Genomic DNA, 23,593 nt, shown 5'->3' on the forward strand with positions numbered 1-23,593 from the left:
AACATGTTAACATATAAAAAGAATTAACAGTTATTGTTCACAGAAAGGACAGTAATCTTACCAATGAAAATGACAGAGACGGGGGGAAGGATCTGTCAGGGGGATGTGCAATAAAAACAACAGAAACTGATCAGAGGGGGACAACAGAAATTATGTATCGTATTTTACTGGTAGATGATGAGATACTTGTTCGAGATGCGATCCGGGAGAATATTGACTGGAAAGCAATGGACTGTGAGCTGGTAGGAGACTGTGATAACGGGAAAGCAGCAGCGGAATTTGTACAGAACCATCCGGTGGATATCGTGCTTACAGATATCCTTATGCCATATATGGATGGTATGGAACTGAGCCGTTTTCTCCATGATAATTATCCGGACATCGTGATCGTGATCTTCAGCGGATTCGGAGAATTCGAGTATGCCAAGAAGGCAATCCAGTATGGTGTCAGTGAATATATGCTGAAGCCGGTGACAGCCATGGAACTCAGAAATGTTATCGGAAAAATGAAAGAGAAGGTGGACCAGCAAAGAAAAGAAAAAGAGAAGCTGGAACGTCTGACACAAACTTCCGAGAATTATCAGAAAAACGCCATTGTGATCCGTTCCAGAGCGCTGCAGGGCTTTGTGGATAATATCAAGACACGGCAGGAAAGTCTGGAAGAGCTTGCTGCACTGGGAATCGATCTTGAGGCAGCATGCTATCGTGTGGCTGTTTTTGATCTGGATCTGTATTCGGACGGCAGTCAGCTTACTGTGGAGAAACGCCAGGAGAGTGCACTGATGTCTTTTGTCCTTTTTAATATCAGTGATGAGATCATCAGCAAAGAAAAAGCAGGAGTGGCATATCAGGCCGGAAATAACAAGGTTGGTGCTCTTTTCATGGGAAACCGTACCAGAGAGTTTGAACAGAAGATCATGGAGATCTGCAGGACGATCCAGGATAAGCTGAAGGAACTGATGTCGCTGGATATTTCTATCGGTGTGGGAAGCTGGGCCAGAACTCAGCAGGAGCTTCGTGCATCCCATGAACTTGCAGAGAAAGCTATTGAATATCGTTATCTTCTTGGAGGAAGCCTTCTTATTGATATGGAAGAACAGCCGGAGGAAAAAAATCTTTCCATTAAAGCTTATGTAGAGAAGCTGCCAGCTGCTCTGAAAGCGGGTAAAAAGGAAAACGCAGAGCATATTCTGGAACAGATCTCTTCTGAGATCAAGGAAGCGCGGGTGGATAAGAGTCGTGCCTGCGTGTATCTTCAGCAGATCATCCGTGCAGCAGATGAGACCTGTGAGGATATGGTTCCGGACAACAGGCTTTTTTCCAAAAGAGAAGCACTTCTGCAGCAGGTTACGGAGCAGAATTCTTTTGACAGTGCTGTTGAACTGGTCAGGAATCATATCGGAGAGATTTTCCAGACACTTTCCGATGCAAACAGCTCCAGCGGACAGCGTCAGGCCAGACTTGCCCTGGATTATATCCAGAAGAATTATATGGATCCGGATTTAAGCCTGAACAGTATCTGTTCCTATCTGAATATCAGTACAAGCTATTTCAGTACGATCTTTAAGGATCTTACGGGAGAGACTTTTACAGAGGTTCTGATCCGTACCCGTATGGAGAAGGCGAAGGAACTTCTGGAGAATACAACTATGAAGAATTATGAAATTGCCGAGAAAGTCGGATTTGCAGATCCCCATTATTTTGGGATCTCCTTCAAAAAAATGACCGGCTGCACACCAACAGAATATGCAAGGGAGAAACGTAAATGAGAGATATCCGGTTTGCGGCAAAGATCATAGGAAAATTTAAGAGTATCCAGAGTGCGATCTTTGCGGTAGTGACGGTGCTGCTTTTAAGTGCGGTGCTGGTCATAACAGGTGTTTCCATGAGATATACCCGCAATTCTATTTTTGAAAATTCTGCTGTCTACACCCAGAATATCGTGCAGCAGATGAATCAGAATATTGATTCCTATATTGATTACATGGAAAATATAGCCTATATGATCTCCAGTAACGAGGATGTACAGCAATATCTTTTTGGTGAAAATGTGGACAATGGAACAAGAGAGCGTCTGATCAATCAGTTCAAGACTATTCTGGATGGACGAAGTGATATCCGAAATCTTGGGATCATTGGAAGTAATGGACGGAAGCTGATCAACGAAGGCAAACAGTCTGTGAATCCGGATCTGAAGCTTTCCACCCAGGAGTGGTATCTGGAAGCTTTACAGAAGCCGGAAGGCCCGCTTCTTACATCTTCTCATGTACAGCACATCATCAGCGGAGAGCGTCCGTGGGTGATCACTTTAAGCAGGGGAATCCGTAATTTTTCCAACAGTGGTGAGAAAGAGGGAGTCTTTTTTATTGATCTGAATTACAGTGCCATCAGTGAACTTTGTGATCAGAATACGATCGGGAAAAAGGGATACGCATTCATTCTGGATGAAAGCGGAAATATTGTATACCATCCCCAACAGCAGCAGCTTTACAATGAATTGCAGACTGAGAATATCGACCTGATCGTGAAATCAAAAGAAGATACGGTACGTACCGAAAAGGGAAACAGAGGAAAGCTGTATTCCATTTCCAGATCAAATAAAACCGGATGGACCGTTGTGGGCTGTATGAGCGTCAGCGAGCTTCTGCGCAAAAGCAATCAGGCACAGAGTATTTATGTGCTTATTTCCGCACTTCTGATGATCGTGGCACTGCTTTTTTCCAGATTTCTGGCAAAGAGTCTTACATATCCTCTTCAGCGTCTCAGAGATTCCATGTCCAGAGTACAGGAAGGGCATTTTGACGGAGCAGATGTGGAGATCGATTCAGAGAATGAGATTGGAAGCCTGACGAAATCTTTCAATGTGATGACACATAGGATACAGGATCTTATGGAGCAGAACGTGAAGGAACAGGAAGCAAAGAGAAAAAGTGAGCTTAAGGCCCTTCAGTCCCAGATCAATCCTCATTTTCTCTACAATACCCTGGATTCGATCATCTGGATGGCAGAGGGCAGAAAGTACGAAGAGGTTGTTCTGATGACAGCATCCCTGGCGCGTCTTCTTCGTCAGAGCATCAGTAATGAAGATGAAGTGGTTCCTCTTGCAAGGGAAGTGGAGTATGCCAAGGGTTATCTTACGATCCAGAAGATGCGTTACAAGGACAAGCTGGAATTCGAGATCGATGTAGAACCTTCTATATTAAATATCCCTCTGATCAAGCTGGTTCTCCAGCCGATCATTGAAAATGCCATCTATCATGGACTGAAATATAAAGAGAGTAAGGGACTTTTGCAGGTAAAAGGCTTTATGAAGGACGGAAATGCAGTTCTTCAGGTGATCGACAACGGTGTAGGTATGGATGAGGAAACATTGTCACATATTTATGATAAGCATAAGGTGAATTATCATTCCAATGGTGTGGGGGTTTACAATGTACAGAAACGTCTGAAGCTTTATTATGGAGAAAATTACGGGATCACCTATGAAAGTGAAAAAGGTGTCGGAACCACTGCCACGATCACCATTCCGGGAATACAGGAGGAATCAATATGAAAAAACATAGAAAACTCCTGACTTTAGGAGTGGTCATCTGCCTTGTGGCGGGGCTTGTAGCCGGAATAGTCTATTATAAACAGGTAAAAGAAGAGAGAAAACTATCGCTGATCTATATTCCGAAGGTTGTGGACGGTACCAATGATTTCTGGACATCACTGATCCAGGGGGCGGAGATGGCTGCAAAGGAATATAATGCAGATATCCGCGTATGGGCACCTGAGGAAGAGAATGATGTGGCTGGGCAGAACAAGCTGATCGAAAGGGCAATAGAAGAAAAACCGGACGCGATCCTGATCTCGCCGTCCAGCTTCACTGAATCCGACCAGCTTTTGAAGAAGGCAAAGGAACAGGGAATACATATCGCATTTATTGATTCCTACACACAGGAAGAGGTCCAGGATCTTACCGTTGCGACCGATAATCTGGAAGCGGGACAGATCCTTGGCAGGTTTGCGAAGGATCTTGTGGGAACGGATGATCAGATTGCGATCGTTTCACATGTAAAGGGTGTATCTACAGCAGTTGAAAGAGAAAAAGGTTTCCGGACAGGACTTGGCAGTCTGAAGGATAATATCGTAGATGTGGTATACTGTGATTCTCAGTATGACAAGTCCTATGAGCTTACAAAAGAGCTGATGAAAAAATATCCGGATCTCAAGATGATCGCGGGAATGAATGAATATTCCTCTGTAGGTGCTGCAAGAGCAGTAAAGGCAGCAAAAGCAGAGAATCGGATCAGGGTGGTGGGAGTAGACAGCTCACAGGAGGCCGTCCAGCTGATGGAACACGGAATCTTCCAGGGAATCGTTGTACAGAAGGCATTTAAAATGGGGTATGTGGGTGTTCGGGAAACTGTTAAGATGCTGCGTGGAGAAGACTATAAGAAGAATATTAATTCCGGGTGCCAGCTGGTGACTCCTGACAATATGTATACCAGTGAGATCGAAAAACTGCTTTTCCCGTTTAATACGTTAAAAACATATGGTGATCTTACACCGTAAATAGTCATAAATGCACAAAGAAAAGGGTTAAATATTTACCATACAGTAAATATTTAACCTTTTTTTGAAAGATATTCTATTACAATTATTGATTTTTGACGGTATTATAATAACCAAGAAAACACAAGATACGTGCAAAACGTGAGGAGGGTAAAAATTGGAAAACTTAAAACAAAATCCAATCGTTAAGAAGCTCGGATTGAACAGAATACTTCTTGTCTGTGTTCTGATTCTTATGTTCCTGGTTTTTAAAGTAGTTCTTGGAAACAAGTTTCCGGCTGTTGATAGTATCAAGTCTACTTTGAACTATGTGTACTTCCTGGGCTTCTTGTCACTTGGCGTTACATTCGTAATCGCTACAGGAGGAATTGATTTCTCCATCGGACCTGTAATGTTCTGCTGTGCACTGGTATCCGGTTACTGCATGACATCTTACAAGGTTCCCTGTGCAGTTGCCATGATCCTTTGCATTCTGATCGGTCTCTGCTTTGGTATTTTCAATGGCTGGATGGTTTCTTACATGTCAGTGCCACCATTCATTATTTCCATGGCATCCATGAACATTGCAAAAGGTATTGCTTCTGTATTCACAAAAACACAGTCTGTAAGCTGGCCGGCAGCCAGCGATGCAAACGGCTGGTTCCGTAATATCGTTTCCGTAAACGGCTTCCCTGTAGGAATCATTATCTTCCTGGGAATGGCAGTTATCTGCGGTATCGTTCTTTACAACACAAAACCGGGACGTTACATCCTCTGCCTTGGTTCCAACAAAGAGGCTGTCCGCCTTTCCGGTGTTAACACAAAGAAATGGGAAATGCTTGCTTATGTGATCTGCGGATTCCTGGTAGGTATTGGAGCACTCTTCTTTGTAGCTACATACACAACTGTTCAGCCTGGTTATGGCGATCAGTACAACAATGAGGCTATTGCAGGCTGCGTTATGGGTGGTACATCCATGGTTGGTGGACTTGCTTCCATCGGCGGTACTGTAATCGGCGTATTTATCATCTCTCTTCTTCAGCAGGGCATCATGGCATTTGGCCTTGGTAAAGGACAGCAGATGATCATCACAGGTATCATCGTTATCGTTGCAGTTTATATCGACGTTTCTGCAAGACGCAGAAAGAACTGATCTTAGAGGGAGGATGCGACAATGGGTGAAGTTATTTTAACTATGAAGGACATTGATAAGTCCTTTCCTGGAGTTCATGCTCTGGATCACGTTAATTTCGAAGTAAAACGCGGCGAAGTACATGCACTTATGGGAGAAAACGGTGCCGGTAAATCAACACTGATGAAGGTTCTTACCGGTATTTATCAGAAGGATTCAGGTTCCATCGTTTACAAAGGACAGGAAACAGAATTCCACAATACACGTGAGGCACAGGATGCCGGCGTTGTAATCGTACATCAGGAGCTGAACATGGTAGGTGATCTTACCGTTGCTCAGAACATCTTCATCGGACGTGAACCGAAAAAAGGTTTCCGCATTGATGACAAAAAGATGATCGAGGATTCAAAGAAGCTTTTCCAGGATCTGAACATTGAGATCAATCCGAAGGAAAAGATGAAAAACCTGACAGTCGGAAAACAGCAGATGTGTGAGATCGCAAAAGCAATCTCTCATAAAGCTGAGGTCATCATCTTCGATGAGCCTTCCGCAGCACTTACCGAGAAAGAGATCGCGGATCTGTTCGAGATCATCCGTGACCTTCGTAAGAAAAATCTTGGTATCGTGTATATCTCACACCGTATGGATGAGATTAAAACCATCACAGACCGTGTAACAGTCATGCGAGATGGTGGTTACGTAGGAACCCTCATCACAAAAGACAGTACAAAAGAAGATATCATCAACATGATGGTTGGTCGTGTTATTTATGAGGATCCGAAGCAGGAGAGTGCGGTTCCGGCAGATGCACCGGTAGTTCTTAAGGTTGAACATCTGAACGCAGGAAAGATGGTTCAAGATGTAAGCTTTGAACTGAAGAAAGGTGAGATCCTTGGTTTCTCAGGACTGATGGGCGCAGGACGTACCGAGACAGCCAGAGCACTGTTCGGAGCAGATCCGAAGCAGAGTGGTAAGATCTCCATTATGGGTAAAGACGGTCAGCTTCATGAGGTGACCATCAACAGCCCGCAGGATGCTGTTAAATGTGGTATCGGTTATCTGTCAGAGGACAGAAGAAGATACGGCTGTGTTGTACAGAAATCTGTAACAGAGAATACAACACTGGCAACAATGGAAGAGTTTACCAATGGTATCTTTATCAACAAAGCAAAAGAGAAAAAAGTTGCTGAGAAATATGTAAACGAACTTGCAACTAAGACACCTACTACAGACCAGCTGGTAGTTAACCTTTCCGGTGGTAACCAGCAGAAGGTAGTTATCGCAAAATGGCTGACACGAGACAGTGACATCCTTATTTTCGATGAGCCTACCAGAGGTATCGATGTTGGTGCTAAGAACGAAATCTACAAATTAATGAACAGACTGGCAGCAGAAGGAAAATCCATTATCATGATTTCTTCTGAGATGACGGAAGTTCTCCGAATGAGTGACCGTATCATCATCATGTGTGAGGGTAAAGTTACCGGATGTATTGATATCTCCGAGGCAACCCAGGAAAACATCATGGACAAGGCCACACGGAATATCGATTAAGGAGGAAAGTCATGACTAAGAAGAAAAAAAGTATTTTAAGTGATCAGAGATTTATTGTTTTGCTCGTTATCATTGTCCTGTGTGCAATATTCTCAGGCTTGAGTAAAGAATTCAGACAGTACACCACGATCCTGAGTATGCTGGATTTCTCATATTACGATCTTCTTATGGCGATCGGAGTTACATTCCCGCTTATCACTGGTGGTGTTGACCTGTCAATCGGAACTGGTATGGTAGCTTACGCACTGATCGCAGGAACACTGATCAGAAACAACAACTGCCCGGTAGCACTTGCTATGATCATCTGTATCGTACTTGGTATCGCAGTTGGTGCATTAAACGGTGTACTTATTGGTGTTATGAACCTGCCGCCATTCCTTGCAACGCTTTGTACATGTATGATTACCCGTGGTGCCGGATCTCTTTGCAGTGCAACACCTTGGCCGGGACTTACACAGCCGGGTGGATGGTTCCACAGCATCTTCAAGGTAACCGTTGGTACAGGAAGAAGTGCTTCACGTTATCCGCTCGGTTTCCTGTGGATGATCATTCTGGTTCTTCTTATGGAGTACATCCTGAACCACACCAAATTCGGTCGTTACACAATTGCAATCGGTTCCAACAAAGAGGCAGCAGCCCTTTCTGGAATCAATACAAAGTTCTATCACGTAATGGTATACGTTGTCTGCGGTCTGTTTACAGGTCTTGCAGCAATCGCATACGCAGCAGTAACACCTACTGTACAGCCTGGTACTGGTGCCGGACTTGAGATGGATGCTATCGGTGGTGTATTCGTTGGTGGTGTAGCAGCTACCGGTGGATATGGTTCCGTGATCGGTACATTCGTTGGTATCTTCGTCATCATGCTTCTGAAAACAGGTCTTCCATATATCGGCCTGCAGGCAAACTGGCAGCAGATCATCACTGGTATCGTTCTGATCGTAGCCGTTCTGATCGATATCCTGAAAGAGAAAAAAGCAGCACACTGATATTAAGAAGTGTGTATAATAAGTAAGGGTGCTGTTTACAGAGAAATGTGAACAGCACCCGATAATCAAAGATGTGAAACGCCAAGGGGTAGCAACGGCGTATGAACATAAAAAACTATATAATATATTTTAAGGAGGAAATATTATATGAAAGCAAAAAAGGTTATGGCATTAATGCTCTGTGCAGCAATGGTAACAAGCATGAGCGCAACAGCAGCTTTTGCAGCTGAGGAGAAAGAAGATGCAGCAACAGAGGAATCCGCAGATTCCACAGCAGCTGAGGATCCTACCGCACAGTTCGACGGACTGAAAGCAAACGAAGCTTATGAGTTCCCGATGATGGTTAAATCTTTCCAGTCTACATACTGGGATGCAGCTCAGGAAGGTATGAAGAAAGCATCTGAGGAGCTGGGCGTTACTTATAAAGCACAGGGACCGAACAGTGAGTCCGATATCGCTGACCAGGTTAACATGATCAACACAGCTATCGGCTCCAATCCTGTTGGATTAGGACTTGCAGCTTGCGATACATCTTCTGTTCAGGATGCTCTTAAGACATGTGCAGAAAAAGGTATCCCGGTTGTAACTTTCGATACAGGTATCGCTGATGCTCCGGAAGGATCTGTAGTATGCGAGGTTTGTACAGACAACGCACAGGCTGGTGCGGTAGCAGCTGAGAATATGTACAACTCCATTAAAGACGTTGTTAAAGATGCTGACGGACAGGTTATCATCGGTGAGGTTAACCAGGATGCAACAGCTCAGAACATTCAGCAGCGTGGTACTGGATTCATCAACAAGATGATCGAGCTTCTTCAGGCTGATGGCAAGACTGTAGCAGTAAGCGGTAACGAGTTCTATGTTAACGCAGCAGAGGGTGCTGATGCTGATGCTAAAGACGCAGACGTTGTTATCCAGGTAGCTGTTCCGGCACAGACAACTGTAGAGCTTTGCTCCACAGAGGCTCAGGCAATCCTTTCCCAGGAGAACTGTATCGCAGTATTCGGTTCCAACCAGGTTTCTGCAGAGGGTGTTCTTGCAGCAAATGCTAACCTTAACGTTCTTGGTTCTGACCCGGCAAACGGTGATGTAGTTGGTGTTGGTTTCGATGCTGGTTCTATCATCAAAGCAGCTGTTAAAGATGGCACATTCATTGGTGCTGTTACACAGTCTCCTCTTATGATGGGATACTATGCAATCTACGCTCTGACAGCAGCAGCAAACGGCCAGGAGCTTGAGGATGTTCCTACAGAGGGTTACTGGTATGATGCAACAAATATGGAAGACGAGAATATCGCTCCTAACCTTTATGACTAATCAAATCATATAATTGATAAGATCGTGAAGTTATAATGAACGCGGATTGCGTTCACGGACGTATGAAATAAGAGATCCGCTGGCTGATTCAGTCAGCGGATTTTTTAAACAAATAATGTAGTAGTTCATAAATAATCGCTGTATTATTGGCAAATAAAGACACTTTTTTTGACAAAAGAGGTTCTTATCACCGGAAGGATCCTGATGTATGATAAATACAACATCAGATATGAAAGTGATCAGAAGCTTACATATTGAGGAGGATTTAAAAATGGCAACATATTATTTAGCAGTAGATATCGGAGCATCCAGTGGACGTCACATTCTGGGACATATGGAAAACGGAAAAATGATCCTGGAAGAAATCTATCGTTTTGAGAACGGCATGGTTAAGAAGGATGGAGAGCTCTGCTGGGAGTTTGACCGCCTTTTCAACGAGATCGTAAATGGTCTTAAGAAATGTAAAGAGATCGGCAAGATCCCGGTAAGCATGGGTGTTGATACCTGGGGTGTTGACTTTGTGCTTCTAGACAAGGATGACAAGGTTCTTGGCAACACGGTAGGCTACCGTGATCATCGTACAGAGGGAATGGACGAGGAAGTTTATAAGACAATTTCCCTGAAGGATCTGTATGCAAGAACCGGTATCCAGAAAGCGATCTACAATACAGTATATCAGCTGATGGCAGTGAAGAAGAAACATCCTGAGTATCTGGAGCAGGCTGAGACACTTCTTCATGTACCGGACTACTTCCATTTTCTTCTTACAGGCGAAAAAACTTGCGAGTACACAGAGGCAACCACAGGACAGCTTGTATGCCCGACAACCAAGGACTGGGATTATGAGCTGATCGATATGCTGGGATATCCAAGAAAGATATTCCAGAAGCTGATCATGCCTAGCACAAGCATCGGACATTTAACAGACGCAGTGAAGGAAGCAGTTGGCTTTGATCTTGAGGTTGTAGCACCGGCTACACATGATACAGGGTCTGCAGTTCTGGCTGTGCCTGCAAATGATGACGATTTCATTTATATCAGTTCCGGAACATGGTCTCTGATGGGAATCGAGAGAAAAGAAGCAGACTGCTCTGAGAAGAGCTGTGAGATGAACTTCACAAACGAGGGTGGATATGCAGGACGTTTCCGTTATCTGAAGAACATCATGGGTCTCTGGATGATCCAGTCTGTACGTCATGAGTTTGATGATGCGTACAGCTTTGCACAGATCTGCGAGATGGCTGAGGAGGCAAAAGACTTCCCGTCAAGAGTAAACGCAAACGATGAGTGCTTCCTTTCTCCTGAGAACATGACAAAAGAGGTTCAGGACTACTGCCGCAGAACAGGACAGCAGGTTCCGGAAACTCTTGGCGAGATTGCAACCGTTATCTATACAAGCCTTGCAGATTGCTACGCTAAGATCGCAAAAGAAATCGAGGAGATGACAGGAAGAACCTACAGCCGTATCCATATCGTAGGCGGTGGTTCCAATGCAGGATACTTAAATGAGCTGACTGCAAAAGCTACAAAGAAAGAAATCCATGCAGGCCCTGGTGAGGCTACTGCAATCGGTAATATCACAGCACAGATGCTGAAGGCCGAGGAGTTTAAAACGATCGAGGAGGCTCGTACAACCATCCATGAGTCCTTCGGTATTAAAGTATACAAAGCATAAATAATTGGAGGTCTTATTATGTTAGTTAACACAAAGGCAAAAGTTGGTGTATTTTCAATTGCTTTAGGCGCATATCTTCCGCAGTTCCCGTCACTGGTGCCGGAATTTGAGGCACAGTACGACGCATTCAAGAAAACGATCCCGGATACAGTAGAGATCGTTGACGGCGGAATGGTGACAACAAAAGAGCAGGCAATGGTGGCAGGAGATAAGTTCCGTGCAGCAGATGTTGACCTTGTATTTCTTCAGATGCTGACATACGCAACATCCTACAACATGCTTCCGGCGATCCGTGATCTGGATGTTCCGGTTGTTCTTGTAAACGTTCAGAAGATCAAAGCGCTGGATTATGAGCACACTGACATTGCCTCCTGGCTGGGTGAAGGCTATGCATGCGGTGCTGTAGGCGAGGCAGTTGCTGACCTTGAGAGAGCAGGCAAGAGACATGCGGTTATCACAGGCGTTGTAGAAGGCGGAGATCCTGCAGTTCAGGCTGAGATCGAAGACTGGTGCAAGGCTGCTCAGGTAAGAAGAAGATTCCGTGAGACTAACATTGCGCAGATCGGAAGACCATATCCGGGTATGATGGATCTGTATATTGATGAGACAAACCTCTATAACAGAATGTTCCTCTACACAAAACAGTTCGACTGGGAGAAGATGTGGGCGATCGCTGATGATATTACAGATGAGGAGGCAATCCGGGCAAAAGCACAGGATATCCTTGATACATTCGATATTGAGGGCGGTGGCACCATTGAGAAAGTATGGGATATGGCAAAATATGTAGTTGCTTTTGAGGAGTGGGTAAAAGACGAGCATCTTGGAATGATCGCTTCCCATTACGACGGATTTGCACAGGGTAAAGCAGGAGTCCTTGACAGTATGCTGATCCCGGCTTTCTCCATGCTGATCAAACAGGGTACTGCATGTGCGGTAGAGGGTGACATGAAGGTTGCCATGGCAATGAGTATCTTAAAGACAATTTCCGGTACAGGCCAGCTTTCTGAGATGTACTCCATCGATTTCAACGATGACATCTGCATCATCGGACATTCCGGAAGCGGTGACGCTGACATCTCCGACAAGAAACCAACCATGAAAATCGTGCCGGTATTCCACGGCAAAACAGGCGGCGGATACCTGACACAGTTCTATCCATACACAGGCCCTGTAACCTACCTTGCAATCACTCAGGATAAAGACGGAAACTTCAAATTCGTTGTAGCTGAGGGCGTAAACGAGGAGGGACCGATCCTTTCCTTCGGTGATACAAACATGAGAACACGCTTCACATGCGGAGCAAGAGAGTTCGTTAACCGCTGGAGCGAGGCTGGCCCGACACATCATATGGCAGCTGCTACAGGAAGACACATCGATACGATCCTGAAGGTTGCAAAAATCTTTAATGTACCGGTAGATATCGTGACAAGATAAATTCTTTCTTATGTATTCAACCTAAAACATATTCAAAAAAGGAGACTGCGCGGAGCGGTCTCCTTTTTCAGTGGGAAAAATAAGATAAAAAAGATCTGCCGGAAATGCAGCAGGCAGATTCGGCAGATTTTGGTTTTGCAGTTATTTTTTATGCATAAGTGTGTGCTCCCTGGAAAGCTCATCGTGCAGCTGGATGGAAGACCAGTGCTGAGTTACCGGTGTGAGCATGGCCTTCAGTGCAACAGGCGGGATCTGGTTTTCACGGAAAAAAGCAAGAAAATCATCCATCTGTGCACTGGAAAAATCCTTCAGCACGATCATCTCATCACTGAAATTGCTTCCCAGATTAAACTGGGATGAGGGATGAAATCCCGGAATCTCAAAAAGATATCCCAGCGGATGAAGAAATTCCGGCGCAGTGACGATCCGTGTCTTAACCTTCTGACGGTTCAGATAGCGGCGGATCTGGCGAAGCCGTTCTGGGTCGTTAAAATTATATAAAAGAGCTTCTGGCTGTGTATTCATATAGTGTCATACCTCATTTCTGAATAAAGATTTTTGTGGAACATAAGTTACTTTTCGCGATGTGCAGGGAAGCGGATCTCAACCTCTGTCCCCTCTCCAGGCTTGCTGGAATAAGTGAGTCCGTAATTATTTCCATAGAGAATTTGGAGTCTCCGGTGGGTATTATAAACTGCGATATTTGTGCCGCCGGACTGGCTTTTTCCCTTTCCGGAAAGGATAGTTGACAGGATTTCCGGCGAAATCCCAACACCGTCATCGGAAATCAGAAGAACAATATCCTCATTTTCCATCCATCCGGTAATAACAATAGTGCCGGATTTTGATTCTTTTTCCAGGATCCCGTGAAGAATGGAATTTTCCACAACAGGCTGAAGAGTCAGCTTCGGGATCTGGTATTCTGAAAGCTCATCCGGGATATCCGTGATCAGCTCAATGCTGTCGTGGTAGCGCATATTCTGAAGCTGCACGTAGATGGTTACATGCTCCAGCTCCCTTGCAATGGTAGAGATTCCTTTTTTGCGGCTCAGAGTCAGCTTATAAAAACGGGAAAGACTTTGCACTGCGTGACTGATCTCATCGGTCTGTCCCTGCAGTGCCATCCAGTTGATCATATCCATGGTATTATAAAGAAAATGCGGATTGATCTGTGCCTGGAGGGAATTGAATTCTGCAATCCGGAGATCTTCTGCAGCCTTAGCCTGCTTCTCCATCAGTTCCTCCATTTTTCGAGTCATATAGTTGTAGGTATCGATAAGATTACCGATCTCATCATGTGCCTGTGGACTTTCCATAGGAGTAGGCGGGCCGTGGCGGACGGTCTGCATCTGCCGGATCACAGAAGAAAGTCTTCCGGTAATGGAATGAGCCAGTACATTGGCAAAAATCAGAGCCAGAACCAGAAAAACTGCATAGATCAGTACGATCTGGACCATCAGTCGGTTGCTCGCATGGATCAGCGGCGGGGAAGGAAGGACCGTCACCATAAACCAGTCCGTATTGGAAATGCTGTAAAAACCGGCATAAACCTTTGTGTCCAGAATGTTCCGCTCAATGAAGTTATTGGAAGACATAAAGGAAGCCTTGATGGTGTCGTAATCCAGTTGGTAGATTCCGGATAATGACAGATCTGAGGTAGCAACAATGGCATCACGTTCGTTTACAATATATGAAACACTTCCTTCCAGAGATAGATTGTCGGAAAGAATGGAAGTAAGCTTGTCATCGGAATAATACACTGCCAGATAAGCCTTATAGGCAGTGGAGTGATAATAAAGGCTTAAAGGGCAGATATATGCCATATCACCATAATTCTTTTTTTCCCTGGGACCAAGATAGAAGGAAGGACAGAACATTTCCTGGGTGTTCCGGTTTCCCTGAAAGATACCGTACCAGTAGGTACCTTTCGCCTGACTTAAGGGAGCAAGGATATTCTTAGTGTTGGGATAAGTATCCAGTGTCTTCAGATCATCAGGAAAATCCACATAGATCTGTACATCGGTAACAATGGAATCTGTGGTCAGACGCTGAACGGCATTTTTAAAATCAGTGGCATGGTTAGATGTTGCAAGCTGTTCTGCTGAATCGCTGACCGGCATATAAAAAAGTTCCTGAAAAAAATTCTGTCCTGTAATATTCCGGGTAGTAGCGAGGATCGTATCCATAGTCCGTTCGATCAGAGGTGCAGTTTTTGCGGAGGCGTCCTGCTCCTGCCGGATGGTATTGGAAACCACCATGCTATAAAGTCGTCCATAAAAAAGAAAGGCGGTAAGACAGGCAGGAATTACCACAATGCTGATCAGGGCAATGGTGAATTTTGTCTGCAGGTTTAAATTCAGGTAGCCGTTTTTGAAACGGCGCCAGAGGGCCCTCATGACATTTTCTCCCGGTATTCAGACGGGGAAAAGCCGGAGTATTTTTTGAAGCTTTTTCCGAAGTAATTGCCATCCGTATAGCCTACCTTGGAAGAAATCTCGGAAATCTTGTATTTGGGATCGGAAAGCAGCTGCTTGGCCTTTTCCATTCGGTATTCTGTCAGATATTGATTGAGAGTCTGTCCGGTCTCGCTTTTGAAAAAAGTGCATACATAAGATGCGGAAAGGTATACATGGCCGCTGATATCTTTTACGGAAAGTGTATCGTTCATATAGTTCCGGCTGATATAATCCTTGATCATAAAGATCGTGGAATTTTCCGGCTGGGAATTTTTCGCATCTTCAAAATACTGGGCGGTTTTTTCTTTCAGAGCTTTGTGAAGCTCTTCGTAGGTGAAGGCGTTGTTTAACGTATCTACGATCAGATCCTGCTTTTCATGAAGTTCGGTTTCCAGCTGATTTTTTTTACGGGAAGCCGAAAGTGTATTAAATAGCTGGTAATAAAGATCACGGATCTGGTTAGGCATAAATGTGTGATTGCAGCTATAATACCGGAAAAGGTCATCAAGAAACTGAAAACAGGGTTCTTCTTCTCCGGCCAGGAGATATTTGGAAAAAGTATTTTCCGGTGAATGCAGGGAATCCGGAACCGGTCCCTTCGGTGAAAGCAGGCGGATGGAATTTTCCGTCAGAAATGTTTTTTCCGGAAAGAAAAAACAGTTCTGCAGAAGGATCACGGCAGAAGCGTAGGACTGATAAACCCTGAAAATATCCGTTACGGTATTTCCGGCAGCGATCAGATGCTTTCCGCAGGTGTCATATTGTCTGGAAATATAGCTTCCCACTGCGGAAAGGGTAGTCGGGGAAAGGGCATTCCTTCCATATATATGGTGGACCAGATACTGAACTCTTTTTTCCACAAAAAGACATTTCAGATGGTAATGCTCCAGAAAACAGGAAATGTCGTTCTGGAGATCTTCCAGGAAAATACCGGAAGCCTCCACAGATTCATTAAGCTTTACGATCACAGAGGTAAAATTCATGCCGTTCTCAAGAAGCTCCGGCTGCCCCAGTTCCAGACAGAGATCTGCAATTTTGTTGTTATCGGAAGGTGGAAGAGTCAGCTGTTGTGCCAGCCGGGTAGCGATTTCCTGAGAATGGATCGCTTCGCCACGATGGGAGCGGAGCTTTTGTTTGTAAAGAGTCTGCGCTTCCAGAACTGCCGCCTGTACTTCCTCGGGATGCAGAGGCTTTTCGATGTAATTGATGGCTTTTAGTTTGATGGCAGCTTTCAGATACTCTTTGTCAGAATATCCGCTCATAAAGATAGGGATACTGTCCGGCAGGAATTTCTCCAGACGCTCCAGCATGGCAATGCCTGTCATCCGCGGCATCCGTACATCGCAGAGAATGATCTCAGGTTTATACAGTCTGGCCATTTCCAGTCCGTTCACACCATCATCTGCCTGAAGGATCTCGGTGATTCCCAGAGAATCCCAGTCGATAGATGAGATCAGTCCGGTACGCGTAAGTTCTTCGTCATCGACGATCAGTAATTTCATATACAATTCTCCAATCGAGCATAGCTTTATAGCTTCGTAAATCGGACGTTTACAGCTCTGTTTATATTCCCAGAAAACTGTAACGTCAGCGTTATCATTATAGCATAAAGTATATAGAAATACGAGAATGGGACAATGGTTTATGAGTAATATTTTACAGGGAAAAGAAGAATATTTTACCCTTATCCAAAAATATTCCCATTATCAATCTGTGGGCCGGATGATAGAATATAATCAGATTAAAGGAAAGGGAGGAGAAAGAGCCGTGTCAGAATATGTTCTTGAATTAAAAGGTATTACGAAGATATTCCCCGGTGTCAAAGCTCTGAATAATGTACAGTTCCAGCTCAAACCTGGCGAAGTTCATGCGCTGATGGGTGAGAATGGTGCTGGTAAATCTACGTTTATCAAGGTTATTACCGGAGTACATAAGGCAGAAGAGGGTGAGATGTTCTTAAACGGACAGAAGGTTGACTTCAAAGGTCCGAAGGATGCCCAGGAGGCAGGTATCGCTGCCGTATATCAGCACCCTACATCATATCCGCATCTTACAGTAGCCGAAAATATTTTTATGGGTCATGAGATCATTAAACATCATATGATCCAGTGGAAAGAGATGAATCAGGAGGCAAACAAGTACCTGAAGGAGCTGGATGCAGACTTTGACGCAACAGCAGAGATGGGTACACTTTCTGTTGCACAGCAGCAGATGGTCGAGATCGCCAAGGCACTTTCCACAAATGCGAAGATCATCATTCTGGATGAGCCGACAGCAGCACTTACCAGAAACGAGTCCGAGAAGCTTTACACACTGGTTGACAAGCTGAAAGAGAATGGTGTTTCCATTATCTTTATCTCCCATCGTTTCGAAGATATGTACCGTCTGGCTTCCAGAGTTACCGTATTCCGTGATTCCCAGTACATTGGAACCTATGATGTAGATGGAATCACAAACGCAGATCTGATCAAGGCAATGGTTGGTCGTGAGATTAACGATCTGTTCCCGAAACCGGAAGTGAAGTTTGGAGATGAGATGCTCCGTATCGAACATCTTTCCAGAATAGGATTTTTCAAGGATGTTTCTTTCAATGTACATGCAGGCGAGATCGTAGGTCTTACCGGTCTGGTTGGTGCAGGACGTACAGAGGTTATGGAAGCTGTCTGTGGAATTACCCGTCCGGACGAAGGAAAAGTTTTCCTTGAGGGAAAAGAAATTTATATCAAGACTCCGTCTGATGCAATGGAAAAAGGTATCATCCTTCTTCCAGAGGACAGACAGAAACAGGGTCTGGTTATGAGCTGGGGACTTGGAAGAAACGTAACACTTCCGATCATCAGCAAATATGCAAAATCCGGATTTAACGATGAGAAGGCAGAAAGAGAACTTTCCAAGAAACTTCTTGAGGAAGTAGATACCAAGGCAGTCGATATCTTCCAGCCGGCAAGCTCTCTGTCTGGTGGTAACCAGCAGAAAGTTGTTGTTGCGAAAGCTCTTGCTCAGGAAATGAAAGTAGTTATCATGGATGAGCCGACAAAGGGTGTCGATGTCGGAGCCAAAGCTGAGATTTATGCGATCATGGGAGACCTTGCAAAGAAAGGATATGCAATCATCCTGATCTCTTCCGAGATGCCGGAGATCCTGGGTATGGCGGACCGTATCATTGTTATGTGTAATGGCCGCAAGACAGGAGAACTGAACAGAGGAGAGGCAACACAGGAGGGAATCCTTGAGCTGTCCATGGAAAAGAGCACTGGAAAGGGGACTAAATAATGGAAAAGAAATCTGTCATCAAGAAGATTACAGGCTCCCGAGAGGCTCTGCTGGCAATTATCGTAATCGTGCTGTTTGCAGTTGTCACAGCGATCAGCCCGTCATTCCTTACGCCAAAGTCACTCATGGAGATGCTGAAAAATAATGCAGTAACAATGGTAATGTCACTTGGTATGTTATGTGTCATGCTGGTAGGCGGAATTGATATTTCCATTATGTCAACTCTGGCACTTTCCGGTATGTCCATCGGTATGCTTCTGAAATACGGACATATCACAAGCACATTACTTGCTTTCATCATTGCAATGGCAATCGGTATTGCCTGCGGACTGGTTGTAGGTCTTGTAATTTCAAGAGCAAACGTTCCGCCGATCATTGCAACCATGGGCTTTATGTACATCTACAGAGCAATGGGATATCTTGTTTCTCACGGTGGTGAGTGGGCAAGTGCCGCAGCTCTCGGTGATTTTAAGAATTTTGCCACCACAAATTTCCTTGGAATCAACAAGGTAATCTGGGTGATCATCGTATGCTACGTAGTATTCTTCTTCTTTATGAAATGGACAAGAACCGGTCGTAGGATCTACGCAGTAGGAAGTAACGCAAGTGCAGCACAGGTTTCCGGTATCAATGCAAAGAATATCAACCTTCTTGTATATGTGATCATGGGATTCCTCGCAGGTCTTGGCGGAGCACTTCAGGTATCTGTTTATGCTTCTGCAATGCCTGATATGCAGTACGGTGGTGAGATGGATGTTATCGCAGCCTGCGTTATCGGTGGTGTAAGCATGAGCGGTGGACGTGGAACCGTAGTAGGTGCATTCCTCGGTTCCATTATCCTTGCAACGATCGCAAAAGCTCTTCCGCTTGTAGGTATCAGTTCACTGTGGCAGAACATGATCAAGGGTGTTATCATCCTGGTAGTAGTTGTGATCAACGTTGTTCTGCAGAGAATCGCAGATAAAAACGCATTAAAGGGAAGGGAGATGTAAATCATGGCTGGAAAATCTGGAAGAAGTATTAACAATGTGCCGGAAAATCCGATGAAACACATCATATTCAGTTGGGAAGGCATCCTGGTCATTCTCTTTATCCTGGTAAATATTTTCTGCGCATCATTTTCTGAGTTTTATAATATGAAGAGTGTTCTTCGTCAGATGCCGGTTTACCTTGCAGAGGTATTCATGATGTTTCCAATGGCGTACATCCTGGTATTAGGCGAGATTGATATTTCCGTAGGTGCGATCGTGTGTCTCTCCGCTACCTTAAGCTGTATGGTCTGCAACACAAACGCTCCGTTCATTGTAGTAGTACTTACAGCACTGGTTGTTGGTGCCCTCTGTGGTGCGGTTAACGGATTTATCCTTACCCGTTTCAAGGAGCTGCCTCCAATGATCGTAACACTGGCAACACAGATCATCTTCCGTGGTATCGCTGAGGTAACACTTGGAGCCGGCGGAAGTATTGCGATCACAAACACAGATGGCTTCCGTGCTATCGGTGGAAAGGTTGGAAATATTCCATATATTCTTTTCCTGGTGCTGATCCTTGGTGTACTTTTTGCGATCTTTCTTGGAAAGAGTACATTTGGACGCCGTACATATGCGATCGGAACAAACCGTGTGGCAGCTTATTACGCAGGTGTTCACGTAGAGAAGATCCGTTTCATCATCTACACAGTTATGGGACTTATGTCCGGACTTTGCGCAGTATTCCTGGTATCCTCTTCCTACGGTGCAAATACAACAACCGGTAACGGATTTGAGATGGATGCCATTGCAATGGCAGTATTCGGAGGTATCTCCTCCACAGGTGGTAAAGGTAACCTGGCCGGCGGTATCATTTCTGCATTCATCATCGTATGCTTACGAGTTGGCCTTGGACAGAAGAACGTAAATGCTCAGGTGATCCTTCTCATCATCGGTGTACTTCTGGTAGCAGCAGTAGCTCTTCCGAATATCATCGGCGATGTGAAAAAAGCAGTCGCAATGAAGAAAAACTAAATATCACTTTTGAAACTCATATGATTGTTAGCTGCCTCCATTGGTGTAGCGGAGGCAGTAGCATATAAAAAAATTATATTCTTATAGGGAGGAACAACAATGAAAAAAAAGGTAATTAGCGCAATCCTTTGTGGAGCAATGGTTCTTGGTACAGTTTGCCCGGTTCTTGCAGCAGATGACAAATCCGAAGATACTAAGACAGAAGCAGCAGCTGGCGATTCTGCAAAAGGCAAAAAGATCGCTCTGGTTGGTAAAGCAGCCGGTAATGCATTCTTCGAGATCGCAGCGAAATCTTTCCAGGAGACAGTAGAGGCTGAAGGCGGCGAGGTTCAGGTCGTTTATCCTGAGACAGCTACAGCTGATGCGCAGATCAAGGTTCTTGACAACCTGATTTCTCAGGACTTCGATGCAATCTGTATCTCCGCTAACGATGTTAACGCTCTTCAGGCTAAGCTTGAGGAAGCTATGGATGAGGGAATCAAGGTATCTTCCTTCGACTCCGCACCGAACAAAGACAGCCGTGAGATTTTCGTAAACCAGGCTGGTACAAAAGAAGTTGCTCAGGCACTTATGGATGCAGTTCTTGATATTTCCGGTGGTGAGGGACAGTTCGCTATCCTTTCCGCTACATCTCAGTCCGCTAACCAGAACGCATGGATCGACGCGATGAAGACCATCATGGAAGGCGATGACAAATACAGCAAGCTTGAGCTTGTAGACGTTGTATACGGTGATGATGAGCCGCAGAAATCCACAGACCAGACAGCAGCTCTTCTTCAGAACTACAAGGATCTGAAGGTTATCTGCGCACCTACAACAGTTGGTATCGCAGCAGCTGCTAAATATCTTCAGGATAACGGATCTTCCTGCAAGCTGACAGGTCTTGGACTTCCATCCGAGATGCAGGAGTACACAGGTGATGATGATTCTCATTCCTGCCCATACTTCTATCTGTGGGATATGCAGGGCCTTGGAAAACTCAGTGCTTACACAACAATCGCTCTGATCAACGAAGACATCACAGGTGCTAAAGATGACAAATTCACAGCTGGTGACCTTGGTGACTACACAGTAACAGAGGCAGATGACGGCGGTACAGAGGTTGTTCTTGGTGCACCTCTGAAATTCGATACAAGCAACATCGAGGAGATGGCTAAGCTGTACTAATCAATCCTCAGATTGACTGTATAATCATATGATAAATCCTTTTGGGACAAGGCGGAGTCTTCGGACTCCGCCTTGTTTCGTATATTTGAATTTGGTGTATAGAAGGTTTCCGAAAAAATTTCAGTCTTTTGATTCTGGTTGTACTCTTATGGCTGCGGTGTTAAAATGAGGACAGCAGAATAGAAAACCATGAACAGATGAAGGAGCAAAACACATGCAGCAGGCATTACTGGATCAGCTGAGAAAGATCACAGAGGAAGAGAGAAAAATCCTGGATGGAGAAGCAGAGGTGGATAGAGATCTCTACACATCCGGTCGGGACTTTACTGTGGACAGCCGTAAAATGCTGAAAGAAGGCAGGCTGATCGCTGTGCGTACACACACCCGTTTTGTGTATTTTCCGGCTCACAGGCATAATTTTGTGGAAGTGCTGTATGTGTGTGAGGGATCTCTGACTAATATCATTGACGGAAAAAAAGTCATAGTTAACAAAGGCGAGCTGCTTTTTCTCAATCAGTTTACGAAGCATGAGATTCTGAAAGCGGGGCAGAATGATATTGCGATCAATTTTATGGTGCTGCCGGAGTTTTTTGATGTGGCCTATTCCATGGCGGGCAATGACAATATGCTGGCAGATTTTCTGGTGAATGTCCTGCGACAGGATGAAGAGCGTGGGGAATATCTTCATTTTAAGGTTGCGGAAGTGCTGCAGATCCAGAATCTTCTGGAAAATATCATCTATTCTCTTGTAAACGGTGAGGAGAACAGAGAGCGGATCAATCAGACCACAATGGGCCTGATATTCATGTATCTGATAGAATCGGTGCAGTATGTGGAGATGCGTCTGCCCAATCAGTACGAAAATATGATCTCTATGACAACACTGGATTATATTGAACAGAAATACCGGACTGCTACGCTGACGGAGCTTTGTGGTCGTCTGCATCTTCCCATGCATGTCCTCAGTAAGATGATCAAGAAAAGCACAGGGTTTAATTTCAAGGAACTTCTTCAGAGAAAACGTCTGAACAAGGCTGTAGAGCTGATGTGTGAAACAGATCTGCCTGTCAGTGACATCATTGCGGCTGTAGGCTATGAAAATAACAGTTATTTTCATCGGGTATTCAAGGAACATTATCACATGACACCACGGGCGTTCCGGGTGAAAAACAGTGAGAAAGAACAGGTGAGGCTGTAACAGCCTCACCTGTTTTTTTAAATATCATGGAATTGTCCGATCTTGTTTTTGATCCGCTGCATTTCGTTATCCATATCGATCACAGTGCGGGCGCAGTTCAGCAGTTCATTGCTGACATCCTCATAACCGTCCATTTCTTCGATATTCTGCTTGTAACGCAGCTGATGCTCCAGAGTTGCCCAGAAATCCATACCGTTGGTACGGATCTGGATCTCTGCACGCATGGGAGTTTTTCCCTTGGAGAAGAATACGGGGATTTCCACGATCATGTGATAACTGCGGTAGCCGTTTGGCTTTGGATTTTTGATATAGTCCTTTACCTGGATGACGGTAATGTCATCCTGCCTGGTGATCAGGTCTGCAATAGTGTAGATATCATCGATAAAGGCACAGACAACACGGATGCCTGCCACGTCATTCAGCTGATTCTGAATATTCTCCGCAGTAAACTCATAGCCGAGCTTTTTGAGCTTTTTGTAAATGCTTTCCGGCTTTTTGATCCTTGTTTTGATGAAGGAGATCGGGTTACGTTTATATTCCAATGAAAATTCATCGTTGAGGACTTCCAGCTTGGTGCGTACCTCACGGACCGTACATCGATACATCATCATCAGATCATTAAATTTTGCGGAATTTTTGATAAAAACCTGTGGATCGGGGGTATCCAGCCAGGTGTTTGTATTTCTTTCAGCCATAGTGTTTTTCTGGTGAAACTCCTTTCTTATGTAATATTTATAACAATTACTTTCATACAATTATAGAACAAAATGATATTTTTTTCAACATTTGTATTGACATATCAGAAAAGCTGTGCTATTTTATAGAAAAAGTTTAATTAAGTAAACCACTAAACCAC

Annotated in this window: 18 protein-coding genes; 14 read left to right on the plus strand and 4 right to left on the minus strand. The window is 44.6% G+C overall.

What is annotated here, in order from left to right:
* Window positions 1-152: 152 nt before the first annotated feature.
* From GPK58_RS04970 to GPK58_RS05010, 9 genes are all read left to right on the plus strand, one after another.
* Window positions 153-1,769, plus strand: coding sequence for a response regulator (locus tag GPK58_RS04970; protein ID WP_215638311.1), 1,617 nt, complete (start codon window positions 153-155; stop codon window positions 1,767-1,769).
* Entirely contained in the window at window positions 1,766-3,553 is a 1,788-nt protein-coding gene (locus GPK58_RS04975) for a cache domain-containing sensor histidine kinase (protein ID WP_114002271.1), read from the plus strand. The genes GPK58_RS04970 and GPK58_RS04975 overlap by 4 nt, the downstream gene beginning before the upstream one ends.
* Window positions 3,550-4,557 carry a substrate-binding domain-containing protein gene (locus tag GPK58_RS04980; RefSeq protein ID WP_215638312.1) on the plus strand — a complete coding sequence of 336 codons (1,008 nt, stop codon included), beginning with the start codon at window positions 3,550-3,552 and terminating at the stop codon, window positions 4,555-4,557. Before GPK58_RS04975 ends, GPK58_RS04980 begins: the two co-directional genes overlap by 4 nt.
* Before the next feature lie 157 nt (window positions 4,558-4,714).
* Complete coding sequence (locus tag GPK58_RS04985) at window positions 4,715-5,689, plus strand: ABC transporter permease (protein WP_021652142.1); 975 nt, start codon at window positions 4,715-4,717, stop codon at window positions 5,687-5,689.
* Window positions 5,690-5,710: 21 nt separating this feature from the next.
* The gene (locus GPK58_RS04990; protein WP_022427196.1) at window positions 5,711-7,222 is read left to right on the plus strand and encodes a sugar ABC transporter ATP-binding protein; all 1,512 of its coding nucleotides are present in this window, start codon (window positions 5,711-5,713) and stop codon (window positions 7,220-7,222) included.
* 11 nt (window positions 7,223-7,233) lie between these two features.
* Window positions 7,234-8,211: an ABC transporter permease gene (locus GPK58_RS04995; protein WP_022427195.1), complete on the plus strand. Its 978-nt coding sequence runs from the start codon at window positions 7,234-7,236 to the stop codon at window positions 8,209-8,211.
* Window positions 8,212-8,358: 147 nt separating this feature from the next.
* Window positions 8,359-9,528, plus strand: coding sequence for a substrate-binding domain-containing protein (locus tag GPK58_RS05000; RefSeq protein WP_178643977.1), 1,170 nt, complete (start codon window positions 8,359-8,361; stop codon window positions 9,526-9,528).
* Window positions 9,529-9,799: 271 nt separating this feature from the next.
* On the plus strand, window positions 9,800-11,203 hold the full coding sequence (rhaB, locus tag GPK58_RS05005; RefSeq protein ID WP_015527297.1) for a rhamnulokinase: 1,404 nt from the start codon (window positions 9,800-9,802) through the stop codon (window positions 11,201-11,203).
* An 18-nt stretch (window positions 11,204-11,221) separates the two neighbouring features.
* Window positions 11,222-12,640, plus strand: a complete 1,419-nt coding sequence (locus GPK58_RS05010; protein ID WP_059086068.1) for an arabinose isomerase — start codon at window positions 11,222-11,224, stop codon at window positions 12,638-12,640.
* A gap of 141 nt (window positions 12,641-12,781) precedes the next feature.
* Here GPK58_RS05010 and GPK58_RS05015 read toward each other — a convergent pair whose 3' ends face one another.
* The 3 genes from GPK58_RS05015 to GPK58_RS05025 are packed head-to-tail and all read right to left on the minus strand — an operon-like array spanning window position 12,782 to window position 16,598.
* Entirely contained in the window at window positions 12,782-13,165 is a 384-nt protein-coding gene (locus tag GPK58_RS05015; RefSeq protein WP_021652148.1) for a DUF3783 domain-containing protein, read from the minus strand.
* A 47-nt stretch (window positions 13,166-13,212) separates the two neighbouring features.
* Window positions 13,213-15,036: a sensor histidine kinase gene (locus GPK58_RS05020; protein WP_110102891.1), complete on the minus strand. Its 1,824-nt coding sequence runs from the start codon at window positions 15,034-15,036 to the stop codon at window positions 13,213-13,215.
* On the minus strand, window positions 15,033-16,598 hold the full coding sequence (locus tag GPK58_RS05025) for a response regulator transcription factor (protein ID WP_215638313.1): 1,566 nt from the start codon (window positions 16,596-16,598) through the stop codon (window positions 15,033-15,035). The genes GPK58_RS05020 and GPK58_RS05025 overlap by 4 nt, the downstream gene beginning before the upstream one ends.
* A gap of 265 nt (window positions 16,599-16,863) precedes the next feature.
* On the opposite strand from GPK58_RS05025, the gene GPK58_RS05030 reads away from it, so the two are divergent.
* From GPK58_RS05030 to GPK58_RS05050, 5 genes are all read left to right on the plus strand, one after another.
* A complete protein-coding gene (locus GPK58_RS05030; RefSeq protein ID WP_110102921.1) occupies window positions 16,864-18,369 on the plus strand; it encodes a sugar ABC transporter ATP-binding protein in 1,506 nt (501 codons plus the stop codon).
* Entirely contained in the window at window positions 18,369-19,361 is a 993-nt protein-coding gene (locus tag GPK58_RS05035) for an ABC transporter permease (protein ID WP_110102893.1), read from the plus strand. The genes GPK58_RS05030 and GPK58_RS05035 overlap by 1 nt, the downstream gene beginning before the upstream one ends.
* Window positions 19,362-19,364: 3 nt before the next feature.
* The gene (locus GPK58_RS05040) at window positions 19,365-20,372 is read left to right on the plus strand and encodes an ABC transporter permease (RefSeq protein ID WP_092068559.1); all 1,008 of its coding nucleotides are present in this window, start codon (window positions 19,365-19,367) and stop codon (window positions 20,370-20,372) included.
* Window positions 20,373-20,471: 99 nt separating this feature from the next.
* Window positions 20,472-21,539: a substrate-binding domain-containing protein gene (locus GPK58_RS05045; RefSeq protein ID WP_022427045.1), complete on the plus strand. Its 1,068-nt coding sequence runs from the start codon at window positions 20,472-20,474 to the stop codon at window positions 21,537-21,539.
* Window positions 21,540-21,753: 214 nt separating this feature from the next.
* Window positions 21,754-22,737, plus strand: coding sequence for an AraC family transcriptional regulator (locus tag GPK58_RS05050; RefSeq protein ID WP_092068556.1), 984 nt, complete (start codon window positions 21,754-21,756; stop codon window positions 22,735-22,737).
* 17 nt (window positions 22,738-22,754) lie between these two features.
* Here the strand turns inward: GPK58_RS05050 and GPK58_RS05055 are convergent, their stop codons facing one another.
* Window positions 22,755-23,432: a GTP pyrophosphokinase gene (locus GPK58_RS05055; protein WP_015527292.1), complete on the minus strand. Its 678-nt coding sequence runs from the start codon at window positions 23,430-23,432 to the stop codon at window positions 22,755-22,757.
* Window positions 23,433-23,593 lie beyond the last annotated feature (161 nt).

The organism is Blautia sp. MCC270 (assembly GCF_018785605.1).
Lineage (GTDB): Bacteria > Bacillota > Clostridia > Lachnospirales > Lachnospiraceae > Blautia_A > Blautia_A fusiformis.

Excerpts from the sequence above, each read along its gene's own strand:
- GPK58_RS04970 (WP_215638311.1), top strand. The coding sequence starts at position 153 with ATGTATCGTATTTTACTGGTAGATGATGAGATACTTGTTCGAGATGCG.
- GPK58_RS04975 (WP_114002271.1), top strand. The coding sequence starts at position 1,766 with ATGAGAGATATCCGGTTTGCGGCAAAGATCATAGGAAAATTTAAGAGT.
- GPK58_RS04980 (WP_215638312.1), top strand. The coding sequence starts at position 3,550 with ATGAAAAAACATAGAAAACTCCTGACTTTAGGAGTGGTCATCTGCCTT.
- GPK58_RS04990 (WP_022427196.1), top strand. The coding sequence starts at position 5,711 with ATGGGTGAAGTTATTTTAACTATGAAGGACATTGATAAGTCCTTTCCT.
- GPK58_RS04995 (WP_022427195.1), top strand. The coding sequence starts at position 7,234 with ATGACTAAGAAGAAAAAAAGTATTTTAAGTGATCAGAGATTTATTGTT.
- GPK58_RS05000 (WP_178643977.1), top strand. The coding sequence starts at position 8,359 with ATGAAAGCAAAAAAGGTTATGGCATTAATGCTCTGTGCAGCAATGGTA.
- rhaB (WP_015527297.1), top strand. The coding sequence starts at position 9,800 with ATGGCAACATATTATTTAGCAGTAGATATCGGAGCATCCAGTGGACGT.
- GPK58_RS05010 (WP_059086068.1), top strand. The coding sequence starts at position 11,222 with ATGTTAGTTAACACAAAGGCAAAAGTTGGTGTATTTTCAATTGCTTTA.
- GPK58_RS05015 (WP_021652148.1), bottom strand. The coding sequence starts at position 13,165 with ATGAATACACAGCCAGAAGCTCTTTTATATAATTTTAACGACCCAGAA.
- GPK58_RS05020 (WP_110102891.1), bottom strand. The coding sequence starts at position 15,036 with ATGAGGGCCCTCTGGCGCCGTTTCAAAAACGGCTACCTGAATTTAAAC.
- GPK58_RS05025 (WP_215638313.1), bottom strand. The coding sequence starts at position 16,598 with ATGAAATTACTGATCGTCGATGACGAAGAACTTACGCGTACCGGACTG.
- GPK58_RS05035 (WP_110102893.1), top strand. The coding sequence starts at position 18,369 with ATGGAAAAGAAATCTGTCATCAAGAAGATTACAGGCTCCCGAGAGGCT.
- GPK58_RS05040 (WP_092068559.1), top strand. The coding sequence starts at position 19,365 with ATGGCTGGAAAATCTGGAAGAAGTATTAACAATGTGCCGGAAAATCCG.
- GPK58_RS05045 (WP_022427045.1), top strand. The coding sequence starts at position 20,472 with ATGAAAAAAAAGGTAATTAGCGCAATCCTTTGTGGAGCAATGGTTCTT.
- GPK58_RS05050 (WP_092068556.1), top strand. The coding sequence starts at position 21,754 with ATGCAGCAGGCATTACTGGATCAGCTGAGAAAGATCACAGAGGAAGAG.
- GPK58_RS05055 (WP_015527292.1), bottom strand. The coding sequence starts at position 23,432 with ATGGCTGAAAGAAATACAAACACCTGGCTGGATACCCCCGATCCACAG.